This window comes from Halomonas sp. GT, from assembly GCF_002082565.1.
Classification (GTDB): domain Bacteria; phylum Pseudomonadota; class Gammaproteobacteria; order Pseudomonadales; family Halomonadaceae; genus Vreelandella.
This window is the reverse complement of record NZ_CP020562.1, coordinates 555,287-576,277: the sequence shown is the minus strand read 5'-3', so window position 1 is coordinate 576,277 and position 20,991 is coordinate 555,287. Positions and strand designations below refer to the sequence as shown.

Genomic DNA, 20,991 nt, shown 5'->3' with positions numbered 1-20,991 from the left:
GCCAGGGGGTCGTTCGCGGTATACTTGCCACCATTTTTTTGCAAGCCGTGAGCCGACTCCCCCATGGAAAAGACCTACCAACCCGAACAGATCGAAACCCGCTGGTACGAACGCTGGGAAGCCGACAACCGCTTCGCCCCAACAGGCCGCGGTAAGCCGTTTTCGATCATGATTCCGCCGCCTAACGTGACCGGCAGCCTGCACATGGGCCACGCGTTCCAGGACACCATTATGGATACCCTGACGCGCTGGAAGCGGATGCAGGGCAACAACACCCTGTGGCAGGTAGGCACCGACCACGCCGGAATCGCCACGCAAATGCTGGTTGAGCGTAAAATTGCCGCGGAAGAAGGCAAAACCCGCCACGACCTGGGCCGCGATGCGTTTATCGACAAGGTATGGGAGTGGAAAGAGGAGTCCGGCGGCCACATCACCCGCCAGTTGCGCCGCATGGGCGCCAGCGTTGATTGGTCCCGCGAGCGCTTCACGATGGATGACGGCTTCTATAAAGCCGTGCAAGAAGTGTTCGTGCGCTTGCACGAAGAAAAGTTGATCTACCGTGGCAAACGCCTGGTGAACTGGGACCCTACCCTGCACACCGCCATTTCCGACCTAGAAGTGGAAAACAAAGATCAGCAGGGCAGCTTCTGGCACTTCCGCTACCCGCTGGCCGATGGCGTCAAAACCACCGATGGTAAAGATTATCTGGTCGTGGCAACCACTCGCCCTGAAACCTTGCTAGGCGATACGGGTGTCGCGGTTAACCCCGACGATGCTCGCTATGCCTCGCTGGTCGGCAAATTTATCGAATTGCCGCTGGTCGGCCGCCGCATTCCTATCGTTGCCGACGAGCACGCCGATATGGAAAAAGGCTCCGGCTGCGTGAAGATCACCCCGGCCCACGACTTCAATGACTACGAAGTCGGCAAGCGCCAGAACCATCTGCTGATCAACGTATTTACCAAGGATGCCACCATCCTTGAGCGCGCTGAAATCTTCGACCTGAAAGGCACTCCCCAGCCCGACGAAGACGCCAGCCTGCCCGCCAAGTACGCAGGGCTGGACCGTTTTGAAGCGCGTAAGCAGATTGTGGCCGATATGGACGCATTGGGTCTGCTGGAACAGGTGGAAGCAGTTAATAACACCCTGCCCTATGGCGACCGCTCTGGCGATGTGATCGAGCCGCTGCTCACCGACCAGTGGTTTGTTGCGGTAGAAACCCTGGCCAAGCCCGCCATTGAAGCGGTAGAAAACGGGGATATCCAGTTTGTACCGAAGAACTACGAAAACATGTACTTCGCTTGGATGCGCGACCTGCAAGACTGGTGTATCTCCCGCCAGCTGTGGTGGGGCCACCGCATTCCTGCCTGGTACGACGCGGAAGGCAATGTGTACGTTGCCCGTAGCGAGGAGGAAGCCCGCGAGAAGCACGGCTTAGCTGCAGAGGTGACACTGACCCAAGACGAAGACGTCCTCGACACCTGGTTCAGCTCGGGCCTGTGGACGTTCGGCACGCTAGGCTGGCCGGAAAAAACCCCAGAACTGGAAACCTTCCACCCCTCCAGCGTGCTGGTGACCGGTTTTGACATTATCTTCTTCTGGGTTGCCCGGATGATCATGATGACCCTCAAGTTCACTGGCGAAGTACCGTTCAAAACCGTTTATGTGCACGGTTTGGTACGCGACGGACAGGGTCAGAAAATGTCCAAATCCAAGGGCAATGTGCTGGACCCCATCGACCTGATTGACGGCGTCACACTAGATGCGCTGCTGGAAAAGCGCACCGGCAATATGATGCAGCCGAAACAGGCCAAAGCCATTGCCAAAGCGACCAAGGACGAATTTAAAGACGGCATTGAAGCCCACGGCACCGATGCCCTGCGCTTTACGTTCCTTTCCCAGGCAACCACCGGGCGCGATATTAAGTTTGATATGAACCGCCTGGATGGCTATCGCAACTTCTGCAACAAGCTGTGGAACGCTTCACGCTACGTGCTTATGAATGCCGAAGGTGAAGATTGCGGAACAGAGGGTGGCGACGTTGAGCTTTCACTGGCCGACCGCTGGATTATTTCCCAGCTGCAGAAAACCGAAACCCAGGTCACCAAAGCGATGGACGAGTACCGCTTTGACCACGCTTCCCAAGCGCTGTATGAGTTTGTCTGGAACGAGTACTGCGACTGGTACTTGGAGCTTTCCAAGCCTGTTTTATGGGACGAAAACGCCAGTGCGGAAGCCAAACGTGGCACCCGCCGTACGCTCGTGCGCGTACTGGAAACGATTCTGCGCCTCGCCCATCCGATGATGCCCTATATCTCAGAAGAGATATGGCAGCGCGTTGCGCCGCTGGCAGGCACCTTCGTCGGTGATGGCGCGTCTATCATGCTCCAAGCCTGGCCGGAAGCCGACGAAAGCAAAATCGACGAACAGGCCACTCGAGATATCGAATGGTTGAAAGGCGTGATTATCGCAGTGCGTAACATCCGCGCCGAGATGAACATTGCCCCTGGCAAACCGCTGGACGTACTGCTCACCAAAGGCAAGCCGGAAGACGCCCAGCGCTTGGAAAGCAACCGCCACTTCCTCGCCAAGCTGGCTAAGTTGGAAAGCGCCACCTGGCTATCCAACCCAGACGACGCACCACTCTGCGCAACGCAGCTAGTGGGCGATATGGAAGTGCTGGTGCCCATGGCGGATCTAATCGATAAAGACGCCGAACTCAAACGACTAGCTAAAGAAATTGAAAAGCAGGACAAGTTGATCGGCGGTATCGAGAAGAAGCTCGGCAACGACGGCTTTATCGCCAAAGCCCCGGAAGCCGTGGTGGAAAAAGAGCGTGGCAAACTCGCTGAATTCCAAGCTGCCAAAAAGCTTCTGGAAGAGCAACAAGCGAAGATCGCGGCGCTGTAAAACGGGTTAGCTAACACAGCCGAAACCAAAACGGCACCGCGAGGTGCCGTTCTGGATGTTAACTCACTTCTTAATCAACGCTAGCCACTAGTCAAAGAGCACGATATTGAGTGCATAGCAGCATTTGATAGCACAAACGTCGGCCGATTCGGCTCACCACTAAACGCCACGTCAATCATTGCCGCTGCAACCCGCTGTGTCGCAATAGGGCGTACCGCTTTAGGAAGTAACGGCGTCATTGGCGTCAATAGCGTGGCCGCGATATTTTCCACACCCCGTCCCTCCTCCGGTCGCCCCAGCAGCAGTGAAGGCCGGGCAAAAAACACGCTCGACAGGCCTAGCGCTTGAAGATCCTGTTCCACCTCGCCTTTCACGCGGTTATAAAAACTAACAGAACGCGCATTGGCACCAGCTGCTGTTACGACGCCTAGTTGGCTGACATCAGCAGACTTACATGCGCGAGCAAACGCTAGTACTAGCCCATGATCAATAGCGCGAAAAGCCGCTTCACTTCCCGCCTGCTTTTTCGTTGTGCCTAATGCCACAAACGCCATTGAACCAGCAGGTATTAAACCCGCCGCCTGCTCTTCCAACTTTTCAAAATCAATCACACAAAGGCTAATTTTGGAGGAGATAGCCACCGGAAAAACCTGCGACACCATCAACTCACGGCGCGTCAGTACGATGACATGGGCGAGCTCTTCTCGCTGGGTTAACTGGGTGACTAACTGTTTGCCAATAGCCCCGGTTGAGCCCAATACAATTGCCGTGTCATGCATCCCCAACCCCTCGCGGTTTCAAGTAGTTCGTGATTTCGGTGAGTGCGCAGTTTCAAATAGCATCCTGCGTCAGCGTGCATAAACTCATTAGACTGGACTAACCGATCTGCGCTCTAAGTTGCCGTTTTCTGTGTTCCCCGATTTTATTCCAATGCGTATCAGTTAAGGCGCCCTCGAAAGAGTATAGGTAGTAGCAGACTGGCAACCTTTCCTCTGGATACATCTCCCTGATCCTTTGGTGCGCCCCAGCCCTCAGAGCCGCCATCGTCATTCCCGCAAGCCCTTAGCGGGAATCCAAGTTGATCTGGGGTTTCGGGCTGCTGCAAGCTAAGGTCAAAGTGGATTCCCGATAACCCCACTCGGGAATGACAGTGCGGTGACTCGGGAATGCGTGAGGTGCACGCTTCGGGAGGTGGCCGCTTTGCTATATAGGACTAGAGGGTAATGCCAGTCAGCCTTGACTGACTGGTATTAGGGCATAGGGGAAAATTTCTTAACGTCATTGATCATGGCTCCTGATTTGACGACCTCAACACTTGGCTCTGTAATACCGGCACCACCCAGTCTATAAATGCTTCAAGACGCCGCGTCATGTGCTCACGATGTGGGTACAACAGAGTTATGGGCATGGGGTCGGGTACTGTACTAGGCAGAATACTAACCAGTCTTCCGGATTCCAGGTGATGTTGAACATCGTAACGGGGGACCTGGGTTAGCCCCAAGCCAGCCAAAGCACCAGCTATGAGCGCTTCTGCTGTGTTCACGGTGACCCGAGCAGGGAGTAGAGCACTCTCCACCCGACCTCCTTGCTGATATTCCCAACTCTCAACACTGCCTGAGATGGACGAAACGAATGCAACTATACGATGAGCGGATAGATCAGCAATCGTCTTAGGCATGCCAAAGCGGGCTAGATAAGCAGGGCTCGCACAATTGCACAGCGGCAAACTGCCAAGTGGGCGGGCAATAAGGTTACTGTCTGCCAGCTCCCCCACTCGGATCACGCAATCCACCCCCTCGCCTACTAAATCAACCGCTCGATCAGTCACTCCCATTTGAATATCAATATCCGGGTATCGGTCGAGGAAATCTGGCAGCGCAGGTACTAGCACCCGCCGTCCTAGTCGCCCTGGGACATTAATGCGCAGCTTGCCGCTGGGACGCCCCGCTTCCGCGGGAAACGCACCTGTTAACCGCTCATAATCCTCCAACAATAACAGCGCCTGCTTGTACAGCAGTTGCCCCTCTTCGGTGATATCAAGCGCCCGCGTCGTCCGATTAATCAGACGGGCTCCCAGCGTGCTCTCTAAATCTTTCACCGCTGTCGATACCGTAGAGCGAGGAATACTCAGGCTCTCTGCAGCACGGGTGAAGCTCATGCAATCCACCACACGGACAAAAACATTCAGCCTTTCCAGCCGATCCATTTCCCTCACCTTACTGTTCGTGATTCTCGACAAATGCTGTCAGTTTACGCCGGTTTATACCAATGCTCAGCCTGAAGAAAATGAATCTGCAAGCCGATGTCGATGCTCGGCGTAACAGCAAATACATTTGATTTCAAAATACCAAGAAGGTAATCAACATGGCGACATACGATTTTAAAAACAAAGTAGTACTTATCGCTGGCGGTGCGAAAAACCTCGGCGGTCTTCTAAGCCGTGAAGTTGCTAAAGAGGGTGCGAAAGTTGTGGTGCATTACAACAGCGATGCCACCCGTGCCGACGCGGAAGACACGGTTAATGCGGTAAAAGGCTTGGGTGGCGACGCCTACATCACCCAAGGTGACTTAACCCGGCCAGCCAACGTGGAAGCACTTTTTCTAGAAGCCAAAAATAGATTCGGAGGCATCGATGTCGCCGTCAACACAGCAGGTATGGTGTTGCGCAAGCCCATCGTCGAGACGAGCGAAGACGAATACGACACCATGTTCGAGATCAATGCCAAGGCGGCGTATTTCTTTATTAAGGAAGCAGGCAAGCATCTCAATGACAATGGAAAAATCATCACTGTTGTCACTTCCCTGCTTGCAGCCTTTACTGATGGCTATTCCACTTACGCTGGTGGCAAGTCACCCGTGGAGCATTTCACCCGTGCGGCGGCAAAAGAGTTCGCAGGGCGTGGCATTTCGGTAACCGCCGTTGGCCCCGGCCCCATGGACACTCCTTTCTTCTACGGGCAGGAAACGCCAGAGCGGGTGGGATACCATAAATCTCAATCACTAAATGGGGACCTTACCAAAATCGAGGATATTTCCCCCATTATCCGTTTCCTGGCAACTGACGGCTGGTGGATTACTGGCCAAACAATTTTTGCCAATGGCGGCTATACAACGCGCTGATCAGTCAAATCGGCTGGCCGAACGCCAGCCGATTCTTCATAATTAAAACGCTATCTTCCACTGGAGGAGCCTATGCATACACTAATGATTATCTGCGCTGGCTTAGTACTCTTTGCTATTCTGGCATTTGCGGCTAGGCTGGCACCTGCTTTCCGCCCCCACTATTTCATTGTCTTTGCGGTTCTCTGGTTACTCGCTGCTTGTATCAACCTATGGGTCGGCGTAGTTCACGCAGGATACTCATTAATGTATGAGTTGCCGTTCTTTTTGATCGTCTTCTTAGCCCCCGTCATCACTGCCTACCTGATTAAGAAAAAGTATCTCTGATCGCCCTCCATGCATTCAGGCTAATAGGTTTTTTCAAGCTGCTGTCGCAGCTGAAATTTCTGAATTTTGCCGGTTGCCGTGGTGGGTAGCTGCCCAAAGATGATTTTTTTAGGCGCTTTGTAATGAGTGATTTGCTCGCGACAAAAACGGATCAGAGCGCTTTCGCTAAGCACACTGCCAGAACGTAGTTGAACGAAGGCAGCAGGTACCTCCCCCCACTTTTCATCTGCCATGGCAACAACCGCAGCAAGCTCGACGTCGGGGTGACGTTGCACAATATCTTCTACTTCAAGGGAGGAAATATTTTCTCCCCCTGAGATAATGACGTCCTTTAATCGATCGCGGATTTTGATATAGCCGTCCGGCTCCATAACGGCCAGATCGCCTGAATGAAACCAGCCACCAGCAAACGCTTCGCGGGTGGCAATTTCATTGCGCAAATACCCCTTCATGACGATATTTCCGCGAAACATAATTTCGCCGACCGTTTTGCCATCTGCGGGAACGGGTATCAGTGTTTCCGAGTCGAGCACCGCCATATCTTCCTGAAGCGGGTAAGCGACGCCTTGACGGCCATTGAGCCGTACTCGCTCTTCCAGTGAGTGTTGAGCCCAGTCATTCTGCTTGACGCACACCGACGCCGGGCCGTAGGTCTCTGTTAGCCCGTAAACATGGGTGAGTTCGATGCCAATTTTCTCCATCCGCTCTAGCACAGAGGCAGGTGGCGCGGCACCGGCAATCAGCCCATAAACTTTATGCTCAATCGGCGCTCCGCGTGCCATAGCAGCATCGGCAATCATAGTGTGTACAATGGGTGCCCCACAGTAATGAGTAACACGCTGCTCTTTGATCAGCGCCAGGATGTGCTCGGGATCCACTCTGCGCAAACAGACACTGGTGCCACCAATGGCGGCCAGTGTCCATGGGAAGCACCAGCCATTGCAATGAAACATCGGCAGTGTCCACAGGTAGGTCACGTTAGCGGGTAGCGTCCAGGAAAGTACGTTGCTAACGGCATTCAGATAAGCTCCACGATGATGGCTAACCACCCCTTTGGGATTGCCGGTGGTGCCCGAGGTATACCCCAGCGCAATGGCATCCCATTCGTCATCGGGTAGCTGCCAGTCGTCCCACAGATACTGGTTGGCTAGCAACACTTCATATTCAAATTCACCAATCCACCGCTCTGTGCCCTGGCTCGGGTCCGAGACATTGATCACCTGTGGCGTAGGCCCTTCCAACTGGGCTAAGGCCTTCTCGACCACGTCCGTGTACTCTGGGTCTACAAGTAAAAGACGCGAGCGGCTATGATCCAAAATAAAGGCAATTGCTTCTGGATCCAAGCGGGTATTGATCGCATTCAATACGGCTCCCACCATCGGCACACCAAAATGCGCTTCATACATGGCGGGGACATTAGGCAGCATTACCGCTACCGTATCGCCTTTAGAGATGCCTAGGCGGGTCAACAGTGATGCCAGTTGACAGCAGCGAGCATACGTTTCGCGCCAGCTATAGTGGCTCTCGTTATAGATTAGCGCTGTACGATCAGGGTAGACAGTTGCCGCTCGACGGATAAAGCTCAACGGTGACAGCGCGGCATGATTCGCCGCATTTTTCTCAAGCACTTGATTAAAATAGCAAATATCACTCATAGTCTTATCCCTTTTATTGTTAGCAACCGCTCATCACTTGGCTCTACAGCCAACGCGACGCCTCTCACCCTCAGCACTAATCGTTCAATGGCCAGGCTGTCCCCAGACGGGTTTACGCTTGTTTAAGAAGGCGTCTATTCCCTCTTGGGCATCTGGGTTAAGCATATTTTCGGCCATTACGTTGCCAGCAAAGTCATAAGCATCTGCTAAATCCATCTGTCGCTGGGAATGAAACATGGACTTGCCATAACGCACTGCTGCTGGGCTTTTAGCTAGGATCTGAGCTACCTTTGCGGCGACAGTCGTGTCTAACTCAGCGTCTTCACAAATATCAGACACCAGCCCCTTCTCTAGCGCCGCCTTCGCATCAATAAACTCTCCTGATATCAGCATATCGAACGCTTTCTTGGTAGGTATGCACCGCGATAACGCCACAGCAGGCGTCGAGCAGAACAGTCCAACGTTAATACCTGACACCGCAAAACTTGCGGAACGGCCAGCAATGGCCAGATCGCAGCTAGCCACTAACTGACACCCCGCCGCCGTGGCCATGCCGTGCACTTTGGCAATCACGGGTATCGGCAGTGCAACAACGCTCTGCATTAATCGACTACAATTGCGAAACAGCGCTTGATAATAAGCTTGGTCAGGATTCGACCGCATTTCCTTTAGATCATGGCCAGCACAAAATCCACGCCCATTACCTCCAATCACGACGCAGCGTGCAGCAGTATTAACAGCAATGGCATCTAACTCGTGTTGCAACGCAGAGAGCATAGCTTCAGAAAGCGTGTTGAACTTCTCTGGCCGATTTAAGGTGAGATAAACAGCGCCCTGCCTATCTTCCCTTATCAGAATGTCTTGTGAGGTGTTCGTATGATTCATCATCGGCTCCCAACGAACATGACTGATTCAAACGGCAGGTGGCAGCGAGTTGATCGTTACCTCAGCGGTGACTGAGTTACGAATAAAGCAGTTGCTGTGGGCTTTGCTGTGAATATTGTCGATGGCTTTCTGATCGGGCGCTTTATCGCCGCTAAAAGTGATGCGTGGTGATAGCTCAATACGTGTAATTGCCATCCCCTTTTTGTCATTGCGTTCCAGATAGCCTTTCGGATCATCCTGATAAGACGCCACCTTAAAGCCCTGCATTTCAGCAATGGCCAGGAAAAACAGCATGTGACAACTGGATACGGCGCTAATCAGCATCTGCTCCGGGTCGGCACAATTGGCATCACCTTTAAATTCAACTGATGCGGAAACCTCTACCTGCTGGTTGCCATTCAAACTCACACGGTGGTTACGCGAATAGGTGTTGGGGTCAGTTGTGTGAGGGGCGTGCTGCCAGTGAACGGCGGCTTCATGAACGGACATAGCAGTAACTCCTTATTGGTTTATTCACAGTACCCGACGCCAGATCAAACGTACGCGGTAGCTGACGTTTTACGGCACCCGTGGTGTTCAGCAACAGACAAGCGATTGTCATCGGTCCCACGCCACCGGGCACTGGCGAAATGGCACCGGCAACTTGGGAGACCGCGTCAAAGGCTACATCGCCAACGAGCTTGCGCGTGCCATCAATCTCAATAGCATTAATACCAACATCAATCACCGTTGCGCCTGGCTTTACCCAGTCAGCATCAACAAGCTCTCTACAGCCAACCGCTGCAATAACGATATCGGCTTGGCGGCATAGGGATTCAATACCCTGCGTATGGGAATGGGCAATAGTCACCGTACAGTTGGCTTGCAAAAGCAGCATGGCCATCGGCTTACCGACAATATTGGAGCGCCCGATCACCACCGCATGTTTACCGCTCAAATCTGAGTGGATCTGGCGGAGCATGATCATGCAGCCCTGTGGTGTACATGGCACCACCGTGTCGCTTCCGGCAGCAAGCGCGCCGACGTTTAACGGATGAAACCCATCAACATCCTTATCCGGATGGACCGATTCGATAACGGTATCTTCATCCAGCTGAGCGGGAAGTGGTAGCTGAACCAGAATGCCATGTACATCAGCATCGTTGTTCAAAGCATCGATCAACTGCGCTAGCTCATCCTGAGTAATGCCAGCATCAAGTACATACTCTCTTGAGCCGATGCCCACCTCACTCGCTCGCTTCATCTTATTTCTGACGTATATCTGGCTAGCCGGATCTTCACCTACCAGCACCACGGCCAGCATAGGTTTAATGCCATGTTCAGCGCTGAGTGACGCAACCTCTGAGGCCACTTGCTGCAACACCTTAGCGGAGAGCGCTTTACCATCTATTAACTGGGCCATAGGGGGCTCACTGTTGCTATTTGAAAATCACGGTTTTGTCAGCCGAGAGAAAAATGCGACGCTCAGCGTGAAGCTTTACAGCACGTGTCAGCGCCATCGTTTCGGTATCACGTCCTAGCGCCACTAACTCTTCTGGGTAGTAGGCGTGATCAACCGGCTGCACAGATTGCTCGATTATTGGGCCTTCATCTAGGTCGGCGGTCACATAATGCGCCGTGGCACCGATCAGTTTGACCCCACGATCAAACGCCTGATGATAGGGTTTGGCACCCTTGAAACCGGGTAGAAAAGAGTGATGAATATTAATGGCTCGCCCATGCAGTTGCTGACACAGCTGGTCAGATAGAATTTGCATGTAACGCGCCAGGACCACCAATTCGGTTTCTGTTTCATGAACCAGCTTCATCAGTTCAGCTTCTTGGGCCGGTTTGTTCTCTTTGGTGACAGGCATATAAATAAAACGAATACCTTCACGCTCTGCGATGGGCCGCAGGTCCAGATGGTTCGATACCACTGCGGTAATTTCGATATTCAGCTCACCTTTACGGTGCCGATAAAGCAGATCGAGTAGACAGTGATCAAAGCGGGATACCATTATCAAAACCCGCGCGGGCTGATCGGCCTGGTACATCTGCCAGTCCAAACCAAGCCGGTCGGCCAACTCAACAAACCCTGCTTGTATTTGAGCAAAAGAGACGCTGGAATTTGGCAGAATATTGAACACGGCGCGCATGAAAAACTGTCCGGTAATTTTATCGTCGAACTGAGATAATTCGCCGATATTGCAACCGTGATCTGCTAGATATGAGGTAACACCAGAGACGATACCCGGACCCGTTTCGCATCTGACGGTTAAGACAAAGTGATTTGTTTGATCCAGATTTTTTGTCACAACAGAAAGCCTATGCAAATAGATAATGAGATGCTGGGTTGTCTGGACACGCCACAACGACGCGTTTGTCTCGAAAAGCATTTAGCCACTATCGCTCAACAGTTAAGTACGCCTCACTCTAAATTGAGGTCTACTGGCAATTCATGAGGCTTATCAAGACGCTGGTCGCTCCCAGGAAACCATGGCCGCCGATCACGTAATACACCGGATTTTTCAATAATGTCGGCGACTGCAGATTCCTGACGATGGGCCATTACATGGACCCCGCTGACGCCATGTATCTCTCGTAACTGCTGAATCATCTCGATACATATCTGACGCCCTTCATGCTTTTGATCCTGTGCACCTTCGAGCCGTTTAATCACGGCGTCAGGAATATGCACACCCGGTACATGATGTCGCATCCAGTTGGCAGTGCGTGCCGATGCCAACGGCCCAACACCAGGCAAAATAAAGCATTTTTCGAGTAGCCCAAGGTCTCGCGAGCGGGCCATAAACGTTGCAAAGCGAGGTAGATCAAAACAGTACTGCGTTTGAATGAACTGCGCCCCTGCAGCAATTTTTTTAGCCAATCGATAAGGTCGAAAATCATGTGGCGGTACAAATGGGTTTTCAGCTGCCCCCAGAAACACCTTTGGTGGGTCGCTTATTTTACGGCCGCTGACAAACATCTTTTTGTCACGTAGCCCTGCGATGACTTCTAATAGCGACATCGAGTCGAGGTCAAACACCGGCTTTGCTTGTGGATGGTCGCCTACCTGTACACCATCTCCCGTCAGACATAGGACATTGTTGACGCCCAATGCGGCGGCACCTAATACATCGCCTTGAATGGCGATGCGGTTTCTATCTCGACAGGAAACCTGCATCACCGTGTCGTAGCCAACACGTGATAACAACGCGCACATTGCCACGCTAGACATATGGCAGTTAGCACCGGAACCATCCGTCGCATTTAAACTGTCTACGTAACCATCAAAGACTCTTGCTCGCATATACACGTCTTCAGGATTCGCAGAATCGGGAGGAGCCAACTCACTGGTAACGGCAAAATAACCAGCCTTTAAGACACGCTCCAGACGTCCGGCAGAGCTATATGCCGCTGGTGTTGCCACTAAACGATCATGGCCTCTCTCGTGGTTAATCATTACGCTCCCCTTGCTTATGATGTGGTGCTTTTTCCTCAGCCTGTCGCGCCACACGCAGCCAAGACGAGCTCCCCTTTAGACGATGATCAACCGGCAACTGCACAGCATGTATCTGGCCACCAGCTTGCATTCTCTGACTGCCCTCCCAGGCTTCTACCCAGACACACCGCTTATCGGGAAGCACTTCACAGTTCCCGTTCTGTAAGACGCCACCACATGGGCCATTTCGCATGTTTTTTGGGCAGTTCATAGGGCAAGACATACCCGTAGAACTCAGGACACATTGGCCACACATCTTGCAGTCGAACAGCAACTCCTTGGAGACCTTTTCCAGCTTGCTAACGGCTTTTTCTGCTCGCGGGTACCCCATCCATTTCCATAGTGGCGTTAACGTGACGACCACTGGTTCGAACAGACGGTAAGCGACCTCAAAAAATCTTGCGTTGCGTACGACCCAACGACGAATGGAATACATAAAGCGCTCCTGTGGCTGTTATGCGAACGAAAGCAACCGCCCTTCGGCCCCCACGCTTACTTTTATGCCGATACGGCGAGTTTCTTTTGGGGGTCAAAGAAAGGTTTCTCGACAACAACGGCCCGAGCTGAACCGACAGCGGTATACACGTCTAGCTCAGTTCCAAGGTCGGCGTACTCAACCGCCACCATCGCCAGCGCAATATTCTGATCTAAGCGCGGGGAGTAAACAGCGGAGGTTACCTTGCCAACGACGTCGCCATTGCGTTCAAGCGACCAGAAAGTGGTGTTTGGGCCTTTCAGCGGAGCTGCATCAATCCATAGCCCAACCTGCTTGCGGCTCACGCCTTGCGCCTGGATACGCTGCAAAGCTGCTTTGCCAATAAAGTCGGTAGCCATGTCGAGATTCACTAGGCGGTCCATGCCCAGTTCATAGGGGTTAGTGTGCATGTCCGCATCCGCATGATAGGAGAGCATGCCACCTTCGATGCGACGGATTGACGACGTATGACCAGGCTGCAAACCAAAGGGCCGCCCTGCTGCCATGATGGTCTCCCAGAGTTCATCGCCTCGTGAACCATCACGCAAATAGAGCTCGTAGCCCAGCTCACTTGACCAGCCAGTACGTGAAACAATCAGCGGAATACCGTTCAGCTCAACCTCGCGCAGCCAGAAATAGCGGAGATCCATGATGCTGTCACCAAACAGCGCATTCATCACGTCACCCGAGCGAGGCCCCTGTAACTGCAGAGGAGAGACATCTGGTTCGTTGATCCTCACATTCAGTTCTGAGTTGACAGCAAGCCCTTGCGCCCATAATAAAATGTCGCTGTCAGCTAACGATATCCAGAAGTGATTCTCTGCCAATCGAAGTAAAATCGGATCATTCAGAATGCCGCCCTCAGCATTGGTCATTAAGATGTATTTACACTGCCCAACCGCCATGGAGGACAAGTCACGTGGCGTCATACGCTGCACAAATTTCGCTGCATCTGGGCCGGTAATTTCCACCTGACGCTCGGCAGCCACATCACACAGAATGGCGTCATTTACTAAATTCCAAAAATTCTGCTCAGGGTTGCCAAATGCACGTGGAATATACATATGGTTGTAAACCGAAAACGCCGTTGCCCCCCAGCGAACAGTTGCGTCAAAGTAAGGGGACTTACGAATCTGTGTACCAAAGCCAAAATCGTCTTCCTTACTGATGCTAACAACCACGTTGTTTAATGTCGTATTTGGCATGCTAACCACCTTGTTTTTGTAGTGTTTTATAGTCAATCGAACGACTAGGCGTTCAGTACATGCACTATAGGGGTACAAGATGTGACGGCGCGGCCTAAAAAAACGATTTAAGAAGTCTGAACAGACCAAGTTTTAATGGCTTGGCAGTAAGAGGGATACCGTCAGTTTCACACGTCGTATCTAGCAGGATTAGGTGTAAGGAGGATAGGGAGTTAGCGGGAAAGACAATCGTCATCCAATGGCCAGCGGTGTTGCTTAGTGGCCTTTATTTGTCATAAGACAAGCGAGATTCAACTGGGTCGATTTTACTTCTCTGGTAGTGATATACGTCATATAACGTTCTACTCCCAACTCTGGGGCGAGCAGGCCCTCTATCACTTGCTGAAAGGCATCTAAACTTGGAGCCACAACTTTCAACACATAATCCATGCCTCCGCCCGTGGCAATACACTCGATAATTTCATCTACTTGATTGATGTAACGCTCAAAACGCTCGAACGCCGATTTTTGATGCTCCTTAAGAGAAACGGTCACCACCACCTTCGAGGCGTTCGCGATTTGATTAAGTGCAATGTCAGCGTGGTATCCACGTATAAGCCCTGCCTGTTTTAAACGGTTAAAACGTACCCAACAGGGTGTTGGAGACAGGTTGACCAGCTCGGAGAGTTTCATTTTGCTGAGCGGGCCATGTTGTTGTAATGCGCAAAGAATGCGGATATCTGCGGCATCAATAGCAGTTTTTTTCATTGACTCTCAGCCCTAGATAATCAGCCCTAGACAAATAGCAGCATTCGCCTGATAGATGCCCGTTAAGAATAAAACCGTATCCTAAATGATCATCAGCAAACTTACCGCTAAGCGACAAACTTATAGCCTATAGGCAAACGCCATAGGCGTGTATTTTAACGCCTATTAACTGCGTTTTAATCACTCTTTACGACAGAACATGTAAGGTTGGCGACAATACTGCCACTAACTGGCATTGCTAAACATATACCGACACGGACGAAGCTATGCCAACACCATTAGCGGCGCGTTTGCAGGCACTGGAAAACACCCTGCAACAGGCGGAGATCGCTTACCAGTCGCTTTCACCGATGGCAGATACTGGGCTTGCCCACGATCATGTATGGGTACATCGCGATGGCGATGATTGGGTCGCACGACTGCCAAAACAGAGCCAAATGAATCTAGCCCCTGCCGATAACCTGGCATATGAAGCTGCGTGCTACGAACGCGCCAGCCAGGGAGGCCAAGTGCCCCGCTTGCATGGCATCTTGCCCGTGAGTGATGCCCTGCCGCGTGGCGGGCTGCTGGTCGATGCTATTGAAGGGCGGCTGGCACAGCTACCGCAGGATTTACCACGTATCGCAGAGACCCTGGCAAGCCTACACCGCTTACCGCTACCTGAGCATCCCCAACCATTACTGGCGCCTGCCGACTCATGGCAAGCCATGTGTGAGGAAGTTAGCCATCAGTCCGAGTGGCTGGAAAAGGCCGACTTGGAACCCGATATCATTGCCCGTGTTCGCGATGAGCTGGAGGCTCTGCCCACCACGCTGCCCGATGCCGAGCGCTGCTTGATCAGCTTTGATACCCACCCTGGAAACTTTTTGATCACCGCAGAGGGTAGCGCGATGCTGGTGGACTTAGAGAAGTGTCGCTACGGCCTACCGGGCATTGATCTTGCCCACACCTCGCTTTACACCTCGACCACCTGGGACATTAACAGCCAGGCAGTGCTTACTCTGGAAGACGTCGTCGCTTTTTATCAGCGTTGGCAAGCGCATGTGGGTAAATCACCCAGCGCGGAAACGCTGGTTGCCTGCCGACGTGCCACTTGGCTGTGGTCATTAACATGGTGCGCCAAGTGGCGTGCCCAGCATTTGCAACGTAAAGATGCCGCGCACCGTGGCCAGGACTGGTCAGCAGATCTCACCGATGCTGACGTCATTGCCCATGTTCGCGACCGGGTCGAGCACTATTTATCACTGCCGATTATTGAGCATGTTCATAATGAACTTCTCTACCTAAAAGCATCTCTATAACCAACTGATTTTAAAAGGTGTACGATGAAACCACGCGCCACCCTAATGACCGCTGTCGCCACTGCCATGTTGTCACTGGCGCTGCCCGCCATGGCTGCCCCAGATCCCAATGATTGGGATGCCGTATTGCAAGCCGCCGAGGGTCAAACCATTTACTGGAACGCGTGGGGCGGTGACAGTCGCACCAACCGATATATCGCTTGGGTGTCCGAGCAAATGCAGTCCACGTATGGCGTCGATGTAGAGCATGTGAAGTTAGACGACACAGGTAGTGCCGTTGCTCGAGTACTGGGTGAAAAGCAGGCTGGTAACATGGATGATGGCCGCATCGACCTGATCTGGATTAACGGCGAAAACTTCGCCGCCATGCGCGAACAGGACCTCTTATTTGGCCCCTTTGCCGAATCCCTGCCTAACTTCGCCTTGACTCACTCAGATGAAAACCCAGAAGTGGTTACCGACTTTACGTTGCCTACTGAAGGCTATGAGTCTCCATGGGGAAAAGCACAAATCACTTTCTACTACGACAGCGCTCAAACTGAAACGCCGCCGCAAAGTATTGCGGATTTACTGGAGTGGGCCAAAGATAATCCTGGCCAATTCAGCTATCCACGTATTCCCGATTTCACCGGTAGCACCTTTTTAAAACAGGCGTTAATTGAATTATCGAATCAAGATGACGCCCTTTATGCGCCAGTGGTTGAAGCGGAGTTTGCGGAGATCACTGCGCCATTGTGGGATTATCTGGATGAGTTACACCCATACCTATGGCGCAGCGGCCGAAGTTTCCCGGAATCAGGCCCTAACCTTCGCACTTTAATGAGCGATGGTGAACTCAGCGTGGCCTTCTCCTTCTACCCGACAGATGCCGCCGTCGCGGTGATGGAGTATGAACTCCCAGAGAGTGTGCGCAGCTACGTGCTGGAAGGCGGCACCCTAGGAAACGTTCACTTTGTCGCTATTCCCTATAATTCTCCCCATAAAGCAGGCGCAATGGCACTAGCCAACTTTCTGCTCTCACCTGAAGCCCAAGCCCAAAAGCAGTCGCTTAGCATGTGGGGCGATCGCACCGTATTGGCAGTCAGTCGGTTAGATGAAAACGACAAGGCGCTCTTCGAACAAGGCGAAAGCCACCCATCTGCTCTGCCCGCCGATGCACTTTCCAATACCCTGGCCGAACCTCACCCCAGCTGGATGACGGCGCTACAGGATGCGTGGCTTAAGCGTTATGGCGTTAATTAATTGATCCTGCGGCTAGCCCCTATACTGCTTATTGCACTTTTGGTTATTCCAGTAAGTGTGGGGCTTGGTATGGTGTTGTTGCCTGCCTTTGGCTATTTACCGGTACTCGGAGAGGGCACGTTTCATCTGGAAGCATGGCATGCTCTATGGGGGCGTGCGGGTCTCCACCGTTCCGTACTGCTGAGCTATTTTAGCGGTCTGATCACCACCTTGGTGGCACTGTTTATCGTGGTGCTGTTCCTGGCAGCTAGCCAAGGAACCTGGATTGACCGCGCCATTCGGCGAATGGTCTCACCGCTACTGGCCATTCCCCACGCAGCCGTGGCATTCGGGCTCGCCTTTTTGATTGCCCCTTCAGGGTTGCTGGTGCGCTGGGTCTCTCCTGGACTCACTGGGTGGGAGCGCCCACCTGACCTGCTGATCGTCAACGACCCGTTAGGGCTTGCGCTAATGGCGGGCCTGATACTCAAAGAAGTGCCCTTTTTGCTATTGATGAGTTTAGCTACGCTCCCTCAGTTGCGCCCTGAACAACGTGTCACCTTGGCGCGGTCGCTGGGCTATGCACCCGGCATTGCTTGGCTGAAGTGCGTTTTCCCAGCGCTTTACCCTCTCATTCGCTTGCCAGTTTATGCCGTTATTGCCTACGCCACGTCGGTGGTGGATATGGCGTTGATTCTTGGCCCTACCTTGCCACCAACGCTGAGTGTTTCGGTGCTCACCTGGTTTAATGATCCCGATTTAAGCCGCCGATTTATGGCATCTGCCGGTGCCGTGCTACAGCTCGGCGTTACCCTGGCGGCACTGCTTACCTGGTGGCTTGGCGAACAAGGGGTCAAGTGCCTCTGTCAGCGTTGGTTGGCCAACGGCTCGCGGACATCAGGGTCAACGGCAATTGCCTTTAGTGGCCGTGCGCTGCTGCTAGCTGTCACGCTGCTAGCGATCAGTGCGCTGGCCGGGTTGGCCCTGTTTTCGGTGGCGGGCTTTTGGCGTTTTCCGGATGCGCTGCCGGGCACGTTCACACTGGATCATTGGCGGCGCATTCTGCCCGGCGTGGCAACACCGCTGATGAATACGCTGAGTGTGGGGCTGGCCGCGACACTTATCGCCGCGGTACTGGTCGTGGCAACATTGGAGCATGCAGCGCGCCACCACTTGCCTGCACTGCGTGCTCAATGGCTGCTTTACTTACCGCTCATTGTGCCTCAAGTAGCCTTTCTGTTTGGCTTAGTGGTCGCCGCTGAAAGCATTGCCATCCGCCCTCAGCACGCCTTGGTAGTGGCCGTTCATTTGCTGTTTGTGGTGCCGTATCTCTACTTATCGCTGTCAGAGTCCTACCGGCGGCTGGACCCACGCTGGGTACAGGTGGCACTGTCGCTGGGTGTTCCCCCCTGGCGAGCTTTCTGGCAAGTGCGTCTGCCACTGTTATTGGCCCCGCTACTCACCGCCTGCGCAGTGAGCTTAGCCGTGAGTATTGGCCAGTATTTGCCAACACTGCTGCTGGGGGGTGGTCGCGTACCCACCATCACTACCGAAGCGGTTGCCATGGCGTCTGGCGGCAATCGAAGACTAGTGGCGGTATTAGCGCTGTTGCAGGCGCTGCTGCCTTTTATTGGCTTTAGCCTAGCACTCATGATTCCCCGCCTTGTGTGGGCAAAACGCCGCCAAATGCGAGGAGCTGCATGACCCCCAACCTTCAAACGCTGCATATCAAACAGATGTCTATCACGCTGAAAGGCGAAACATTGCTGGCAATGCACCGTGACATTGCGCCTGGTGAAGTATTAACCGTGATGGGCCCTTCCGGCTCAGGCAAGTCTACGTTGCTGGCCTATCTGGCAGGCTTTTTGTCCCCCGCCTTTCAGGCTCAAGGTGAACTCTATCTGGGTGATAAACGCCTAGATACCCTGCCCGCCGAACAGCGTGGCATTGGCCTGCTGTTTCAGGACCCGATGCTATTTCCCCATTTAAGTGTGGCGGGGAATTGTCGCTTTGGCCTGCCACACCGTGCCAACGACAAACGCCAGCAGGTTGCCCAAGCGTTGAATCAAGTGGGGCTGGCGGGCTTTGAAAACCGCGATCCGGCGACTCTTTCCGGCGGCCAGCAAGCTAGGGTGGCGCTGATGCGCCTGCTGCTTTCACAGCCCCGTGCCGTGCTGCTGGATGAGCCGTTTTCCAAACTGGACACCGCACTGCGCCAGGAGATGCGTACGCTAGTGTTCGGCCAGCTTCGGGAAGCAGGCCTGCCCACCCTGCTGGTCACCCATGATGAAGCCGATGCCAATGCCGCCGGAGGACCAATCATTGCCCTTGGCTAACCCAGGTGCGAAATCACCTATGCTTAGCATTGTGATCCCCATGCTGAATGAGGCTGCAGGGATTGAAACGGCACTAGCCGCGCTGCAGCCACTGCGAGAGACCGTTGCGGAAATCATTGTGGTCGACGGGGGGAGTACCGATGACAGCGTGGCGCTGGCCACCCCGCTAGCGGATACACTACTGACGAGCGCCCCTTGCCGAGCACGGCAGATGAACCTCGGCGCAAAAAGCGCGCGCTCAGCGGCGCTGCTATTTTTACATGCTGACACTCGGCTTCCTGAAGGGGCCTGCAAGCTGATCTTCCAATCGCTAAGCACAAATTGCTGGGGACGGTTTGATATTCACCTTGAGGGAAAAAGCCGCTGGCTGCCTCTCGTTAGCATTCTGATGAACCTACGCTCACGGCTAAGCGGTATCGCCACTGGCGATCAGGGCATGTTCCTACGCCGAGCGTCTTTTGAAGCGGTCGGCGGCTTTCCCGAACAACCGCTAATGGAAGATATCGAGTTAAGCAAGCGCCTAAAGGCACTTTCTCCCCCCGCCTGCCTACGCACCAAAGTGATAAGCTCAGGCAGGCGCTGGGATCAGTTCGGCGCCAGGAAAACTATTTGCCTGATGTGGCGGCTGCGTTACCGCTACTGGCGCGGTGTCAGCGCCACCCAACTTGCCAAGGAGTATCGCAATGCCCGTTAAGTCTCCAGTGCAGCCCCATCTACATCTGCTGGCCAAAGCGCCGCTGCCTGGGCAGGCGAAAACGCGCTTAATTCCTTGCCTTGGGCCAGAAGGTGCGGCGCAAGCCCATGCCACCATGGTTCGCCACTGCGTTGCCACCGCCTGCCAAGCACTGGGATCGCAACACGTCACATTATGGACTTCCTTAGAGCATCAGCACCCTTTGTTTGTGGAGCTACAGGCTCACTACGGAATATCGCTCGCCGCTCAACTTCACGGCGATGTGGGAATGCGCGTACGTCATGCACTGAATAGCACTCAAGGTCCATCAATGGTGATGGGCACTGATTGCCCTAGTATCACCGTTGCGATGCTTAGGCAGTGCAGTGCAGCGCTTAAAGACGTGCCAGTGGTGATTTTACCTGCCGAAGACGGCGGCTATGGGTTGATCGGCACTCATGACGATCATCCTAGCCTATTTAAGAACATACCTTGGGGAACCGAGCAAGTGCTCCAAGTCACTCGACAGCGGCTTGAAGCGCTGTCCTTAGAAGCCATCTTTCCCGACACCATGTGGGATATTGACCGCCCAGAAGACTGGCAGCGCTGGCAACAAACACTGAAGCACGCAAACAGCCTGTAAGGATTCCGCTCT

21 protein-coding genes are annotated in these 20,991 nt (G+C 53.4%); 9 read left to right on the top strand and 12 right to left on the bottom strand.

Annotated elements, in window-relative coordinates:
• Nucleotides 1-63: 63 nt before the first annotated feature.
• Nucleotides 64-2,910, top strand: a complete 2,847-nt coding sequence (locus B6A39_RS02730) for a valine--tRNA ligase (protein ID WP_083001085.1) — start codon at nucleotides 64-66, stop codon at nucleotides 2,908-2,910.
• Between the two features lie 80 nt (nucleotides 2,911-2,990).
• Here B6A39_RS02730 and B6A39_RS02725 read toward each other — a convergent pair whose 3' ends face one another.
• The 3 genes from B6A39_RS02725 to B6A39_RS02715 all read right to left on the bottom strand — a co-directional run bounded on the left by B6A39_RS02725 (nucleotide 2,991) and on the right by B6A39_RS02715 (nucleotide 5,116).
• The gene (locus tag B6A39_RS02725) at nucleotides 2,991-3,689 is read right to left on the bottom strand and encodes an NAD(P)H-binding protein (protein WP_083001083.1); all 699 of its coding nucleotides are present in this window, start codon (nucleotides 3,687-3,689) and stop codon (nucleotides 2,991-2,993) included.
• Nucleotides 3,690-3,786: 97 nt separating this feature from the next.
• Nucleotides 3,787-3,954, bottom strand: a complete 168-nt coding sequence (locus B6A39_RS19185; RefSeq protein ID WP_442906318.1) for a TfoX/Sxy family DNA transformation protein — start codon at nucleotides 3,952-3,954, stop codon at nucleotides 3,787-3,789.
• 241 nt (nucleotides 3,955-4,195) lie between these two features.
• The gene (locus B6A39_RS02715; RefSeq protein WP_083001069.1) at nucleotides 4,196-5,116 is read right to left on the bottom strand and encodes a LysR family transcriptional regulator; all 921 of its coding nucleotides are present in this window, start codon (nucleotides 5,114-5,116) and stop codon (nucleotides 4,196-4,198) included.
• Nucleotides 5,117-5,274: 158 nt separating this feature from the next.
• Between B6A39_RS02715 and B6A39_RS02710 the strand changes: the two genes are divergently transcribed.
• The gene (locus B6A39_RS02710) at nucleotides 5,275-6,030 is read left to right on the top strand and encodes an SDR family oxidoreductase (RefSeq protein ID WP_083001067.1); all 756 of its coding nucleotides are present in this window, start codon (nucleotides 5,275-5,277) and stop codon (nucleotides 6,028-6,030) included.
• Nucleotides 6,031-6,102: 72 nt separating this feature from the next.
• Entirely contained in the window at nucleotides 6,103-6,357 is a 255-nt protein-coding gene (locus tag B6A39_RS02705) for a hypothetical protein (protein ID WP_083001065.1), read from the top strand.
• Nucleotides 6,358-6,377: 20 nt separating this feature from the next.
• Here the strand turns inward: B6A39_RS02705 and B6A39_RS02700 are convergent, their stop codons facing one another.
• The 9 genes from B6A39_RS02700 to B6A39_RS02660 all read right to left on the bottom strand — a co-directional run bounded on the left by B6A39_RS02700 (nucleotide 6,378) and on the right by B6A39_RS02660 (nucleotide 14,805).
• Complete coding sequence (locus B6A39_RS02700; RefSeq protein WP_083001063.1) at nucleotides 6,378-8,012, bottom strand: acyl-CoA synthetase; 1,635 nt, start codon at nucleotides 8,010-8,012, stop codon at nucleotides 6,378-6,380.
• Between the two features lie 84 nt (nucleotides 8,013-8,096).
• Nucleotides 8,097-8,900, bottom strand: a complete 804-nt coding sequence (locus B6A39_RS02695; protein WP_083001061.1) for an enoyl-CoA hydratase — start codon at nucleotides 8,898-8,900, stop codon at nucleotides 8,097-8,099.
• Between the two features lie 24 nt (nucleotides 8,901-8,924).
• Entirely contained in the window at nucleotides 8,925-9,386 is a 462-nt protein-coding gene (locus tag B6A39_RS02690; protein WP_083001059.1) for an OsmC family protein, read from the bottom strand.
• Nucleotides 9,373-10,299 carry a bifunctional methylenetetrahydrofolate dehydrogenase/methenyltetrahydrofolate cyclohydrolase FolD gene (folD, locus tag B6A39_RS02685; protein WP_083001057.1) on the bottom strand — a complete coding sequence of 309 codons (927 nt, stop codon included), beginning with the start codon at nucleotides 10,297-10,299 and terminating at the stop codon, nucleotides 9,373-9,375. Before folD ends, B6A39_RS02690 begins: the two co-directional genes overlap by 14 nt.
• A gap of 16 nt (nucleotides 10,300-10,315) precedes the next feature.
• Entirely contained in the window at nucleotides 10,316-11,191 is an 876-nt protein-coding gene (gene purU / locus B6A39_RS02680) for a formyltetrahydrofolate deformylase (protein WP_083007835.1), read from the bottom strand.
• Between the two features lie 113 nt (nucleotides 11,192-11,304).
• Nucleotides 11,305-12,339 carry a methylenetetrahydrofolate reductase gene (locus tag B6A39_RS02675; protein WP_083001055.1) on the bottom strand — a complete coding sequence of 345 codons (1,035 nt, stop codon included), beginning with the start codon at nucleotides 12,337-12,339 and terminating at the stop codon, nucleotides 11,305-11,307.
• Nucleotides 12,332-12,814, bottom strand: coding sequence for a methylenetetrahydrofolate reductase C-terminal domain-containing protein (locus tag B6A39_RS02670; protein ID WP_083001053.1), 483 nt, complete (start codon nucleotides 12,812-12,814; stop codon nucleotides 12,332-12,334). Before B6A39_RS02670 ends, B6A39_RS02675 begins: the two co-directional genes overlap by 8 nt.
• 62 nt (nucleotides 12,815-12,876) lie before the next feature.
• Nucleotides 12,877-14,058: a glycine cleavage T C-terminal barrel domain-containing protein gene (locus B6A39_RS02665; RefSeq protein ID WP_198036752.1), complete on the bottom strand. Its 1,182-nt coding sequence runs from the start codon at nucleotides 14,056-14,058 to the stop codon at nucleotides 12,877-12,879.
• A 255-nt stretch (nucleotides 14,059-14,313) separates the two neighbouring features.
• A complete protein-coding gene (locus B6A39_RS02660) occupies nucleotides 14,314-14,805 on the bottom strand; it encodes an Lrp/AsnC family transcriptional regulator (protein ID WP_083001051.1) in 492 nt (163 codons plus the stop codon).
• A gap of 266 nt (nucleotides 14,806-15,071) precedes the next feature.
• Here B6A39_RS02660 and B6A39_RS02655 point away from each other — a divergent pair, with 266 nt between their 5' ends.
• Genes B6A39_RS02655 through B6A39_RS02630 form a run of 6 tightly spaced genes read left to right on the top strand, consistent with a single transcriptional unit; the run spans nucleotide 15,072 to nucleotide 20,979 of the window.
• Nucleotides 15,072-16,106 (top strand): phosphotransferase family protein, encoded by a 1,035-nt coding sequence (locus B6A39_RS02655; RefSeq protein ID WP_083001049.1) that lies wholly within the window; start codon nucleotides 15,072-15,074, stop codon nucleotides 16,104-16,106.
• A gap of 24 nt (nucleotides 16,107-16,130) precedes the next feature.
• Nucleotides 16,131-17,348 (top strand): ABC transporter substrate-binding protein, encoded by a 1,218-nt coding sequence (locus B6A39_RS02650; protein WP_083001047.1) that lies wholly within the window; start codon nucleotides 16,131-16,133, stop codon nucleotides 17,346-17,348.
• Complete coding sequence (locus tag B6A39_RS02645; protein WP_083001045.1) at nucleotides 17,349-19,031, top strand: ABC transporter permease; 1,683 nt, start codon at nucleotides 17,349-17,351, stop codon at nucleotides 19,029-19,031.
• Entirely contained in the window at nucleotides 19,028-19,663 is a 636-nt protein-coding gene (locus tag B6A39_RS02640) for an ATP-binding cassette domain-containing protein (protein ID WP_083001043.1), read from the top strand. Before B6A39_RS02645 ends, B6A39_RS02640 begins: the two co-directional genes overlap by 4 nt.
• Nucleotides 19,664-19,682: 19 nt before the next feature.
• Entirely contained in the window at nucleotides 19,683-20,357 is a 675-nt protein-coding gene (locus B6A39_RS02635; RefSeq protein WP_083001040.1) for a TIGR04283 family arsenosugar biosynthesis glycosyltransferase, read from the top strand.
• Nucleotides 20,347-20,979: a TIGR04282 family arsenosugar biosynthesis glycosyltransferase gene (locus B6A39_RS02630; RefSeq protein ID WP_009724174.1), complete on the top strand. Its 633-nt coding sequence runs from the start codon at nucleotides 20,347-20,349 to the stop codon at nucleotides 20,977-20,979. Before B6A39_RS02635 ends, B6A39_RS02630 begins: the two co-directional genes overlap by 11 nt.
• Nucleotides 20,980-20,991 lie beyond the last annotated feature (12 nt).

Excerpts from the sequence above, each read along its gene's own strand:
- B6A39_RS02705 (WP_083001065.1), top strand. The coding sequence starts at position 6,103 with ATGCATACACTAATGATTATCTGCGCTGGCTTAGTACTCTTTGCTATT.
- B6A39_RS19185 (WP_442906318.1), bottom strand. The coding sequence starts at position 3,954 with ATGGCGGCTCTGAGGGCTGGGGCGCACCAAAGGATCAGGGAGATGTAT.
- B6A39_RS02725 (WP_083001083.1), bottom strand. The coding sequence starts at position 3,689 with ATGCATGACACGGCAATTGTATTGGGCTCAACCGGGGCTATTGGCAAA.
- B6A39_RS02715 (WP_083001069.1), bottom strand. The coding sequence starts at position 5,116 with ATGGATCGGCTGGAAAGGCTGAATGTTTTTGTCCGTGTGGTGGATTGC.
- B6A39_RS02650 (WP_083001047.1), top strand. The coding sequence starts at position 16,131 with ATGAAACCACGCGCCACCCTAATGACCGCTGTCGCCACTGCCATGTTG.
- B6A39_RS02635 (WP_083001040.1), top strand. The coding sequence starts at position 19,683 with ATGCTTAGCATTGTGATCCCCATGCTGAATGAGGCTGCAGGGATTGAA.
- B6A39_RS02670 (WP_083001053.1), bottom strand. The coding sequence starts at position 12,814 with ATGTATTCCATTCGTCGTTGGGTCGTACGCAACGCAAGATTTTTTGAG.
- B6A39_RS02700 (WP_083001063.1), bottom strand. The coding sequence starts at position 8,012 with ATGAGTGATATTTGCTATTTTAATCAAGTGCTTGAGAAAAATGCGGCG.
- folD (WP_083001057.1), bottom strand. The coding sequence starts at position 10,299 with ATGGCCCAGTTAATAGATGGTAAAGCGCTCTCCGCTAAGGTGTTGCAG.
- B6A39_RS02655 (WP_083001049.1), top strand. The coding sequence starts at position 15,072 with ATGCCAACACCATTAGCGGCGCGTTTGCAGGCACTGGAAAACACCCTG.
- B6A39_RS02675 (WP_083001055.1), bottom strand. The coding sequence starts at position 12,339 with ATGATTAACCACGAGAGAGGCCATGATCGTTTAGTGGCAACACCAGCG.
- B6A39_RS02730 (WP_083001085.1), top strand. The coding sequence starts at position 64 with ATGGAAAAGACCTACCAACCCGAACAGATCGAAACCCGCTGGTACGAA.
- B6A39_RS02710 (WP_083001067.1), top strand. The coding sequence starts at position 5,275 with ATGGCGACATACGATTTTAAAAACAAAGTAGTACTTATCGCTGGCGGT.
- B6A39_RS02630 (WP_009724174.1), top strand. The coding sequence starts at position 20,347 with ATGCCCGTTAAGTCTCCAGTGCAGCCCCATCTACATCTGCTGGCCAAA.
- B6A39_RS02640 (WP_083001043.1), top strand. The coding sequence starts at position 19,028 with ATGACCCCCAACCTTCAAACGCTGCATATCAAACAGATGTCTATCACG.
- B6A39_RS02665 (WP_198036752.1), bottom strand. The coding sequence starts at position 14,058 with ATGCCAAATACGACATTAAACAACGTGGTTGTTAGCATCAGTAAGGAA.
- B6A39_RS02695 (WP_083001061.1), bottom strand. The coding sequence starts at position 8,900 with ATGATGAATCATACGAACACCTCACAAGACATTCTGATAAGGGAAGAT.
- B6A39_RS02690 (WP_083001059.1), bottom strand. The coding sequence starts at position 9,386 with ATGTCCGTTCATGAAGCCGCCGTTCACTGGCAGCACGCCCCTCACACA.
- B6A39_RS02660 (WP_083001051.1), bottom strand. The coding sequence starts at position 14,805 with ATGAAAAAAACTGCTATTGATGCCGCAGATATCCGCATTCTTTGCGCA.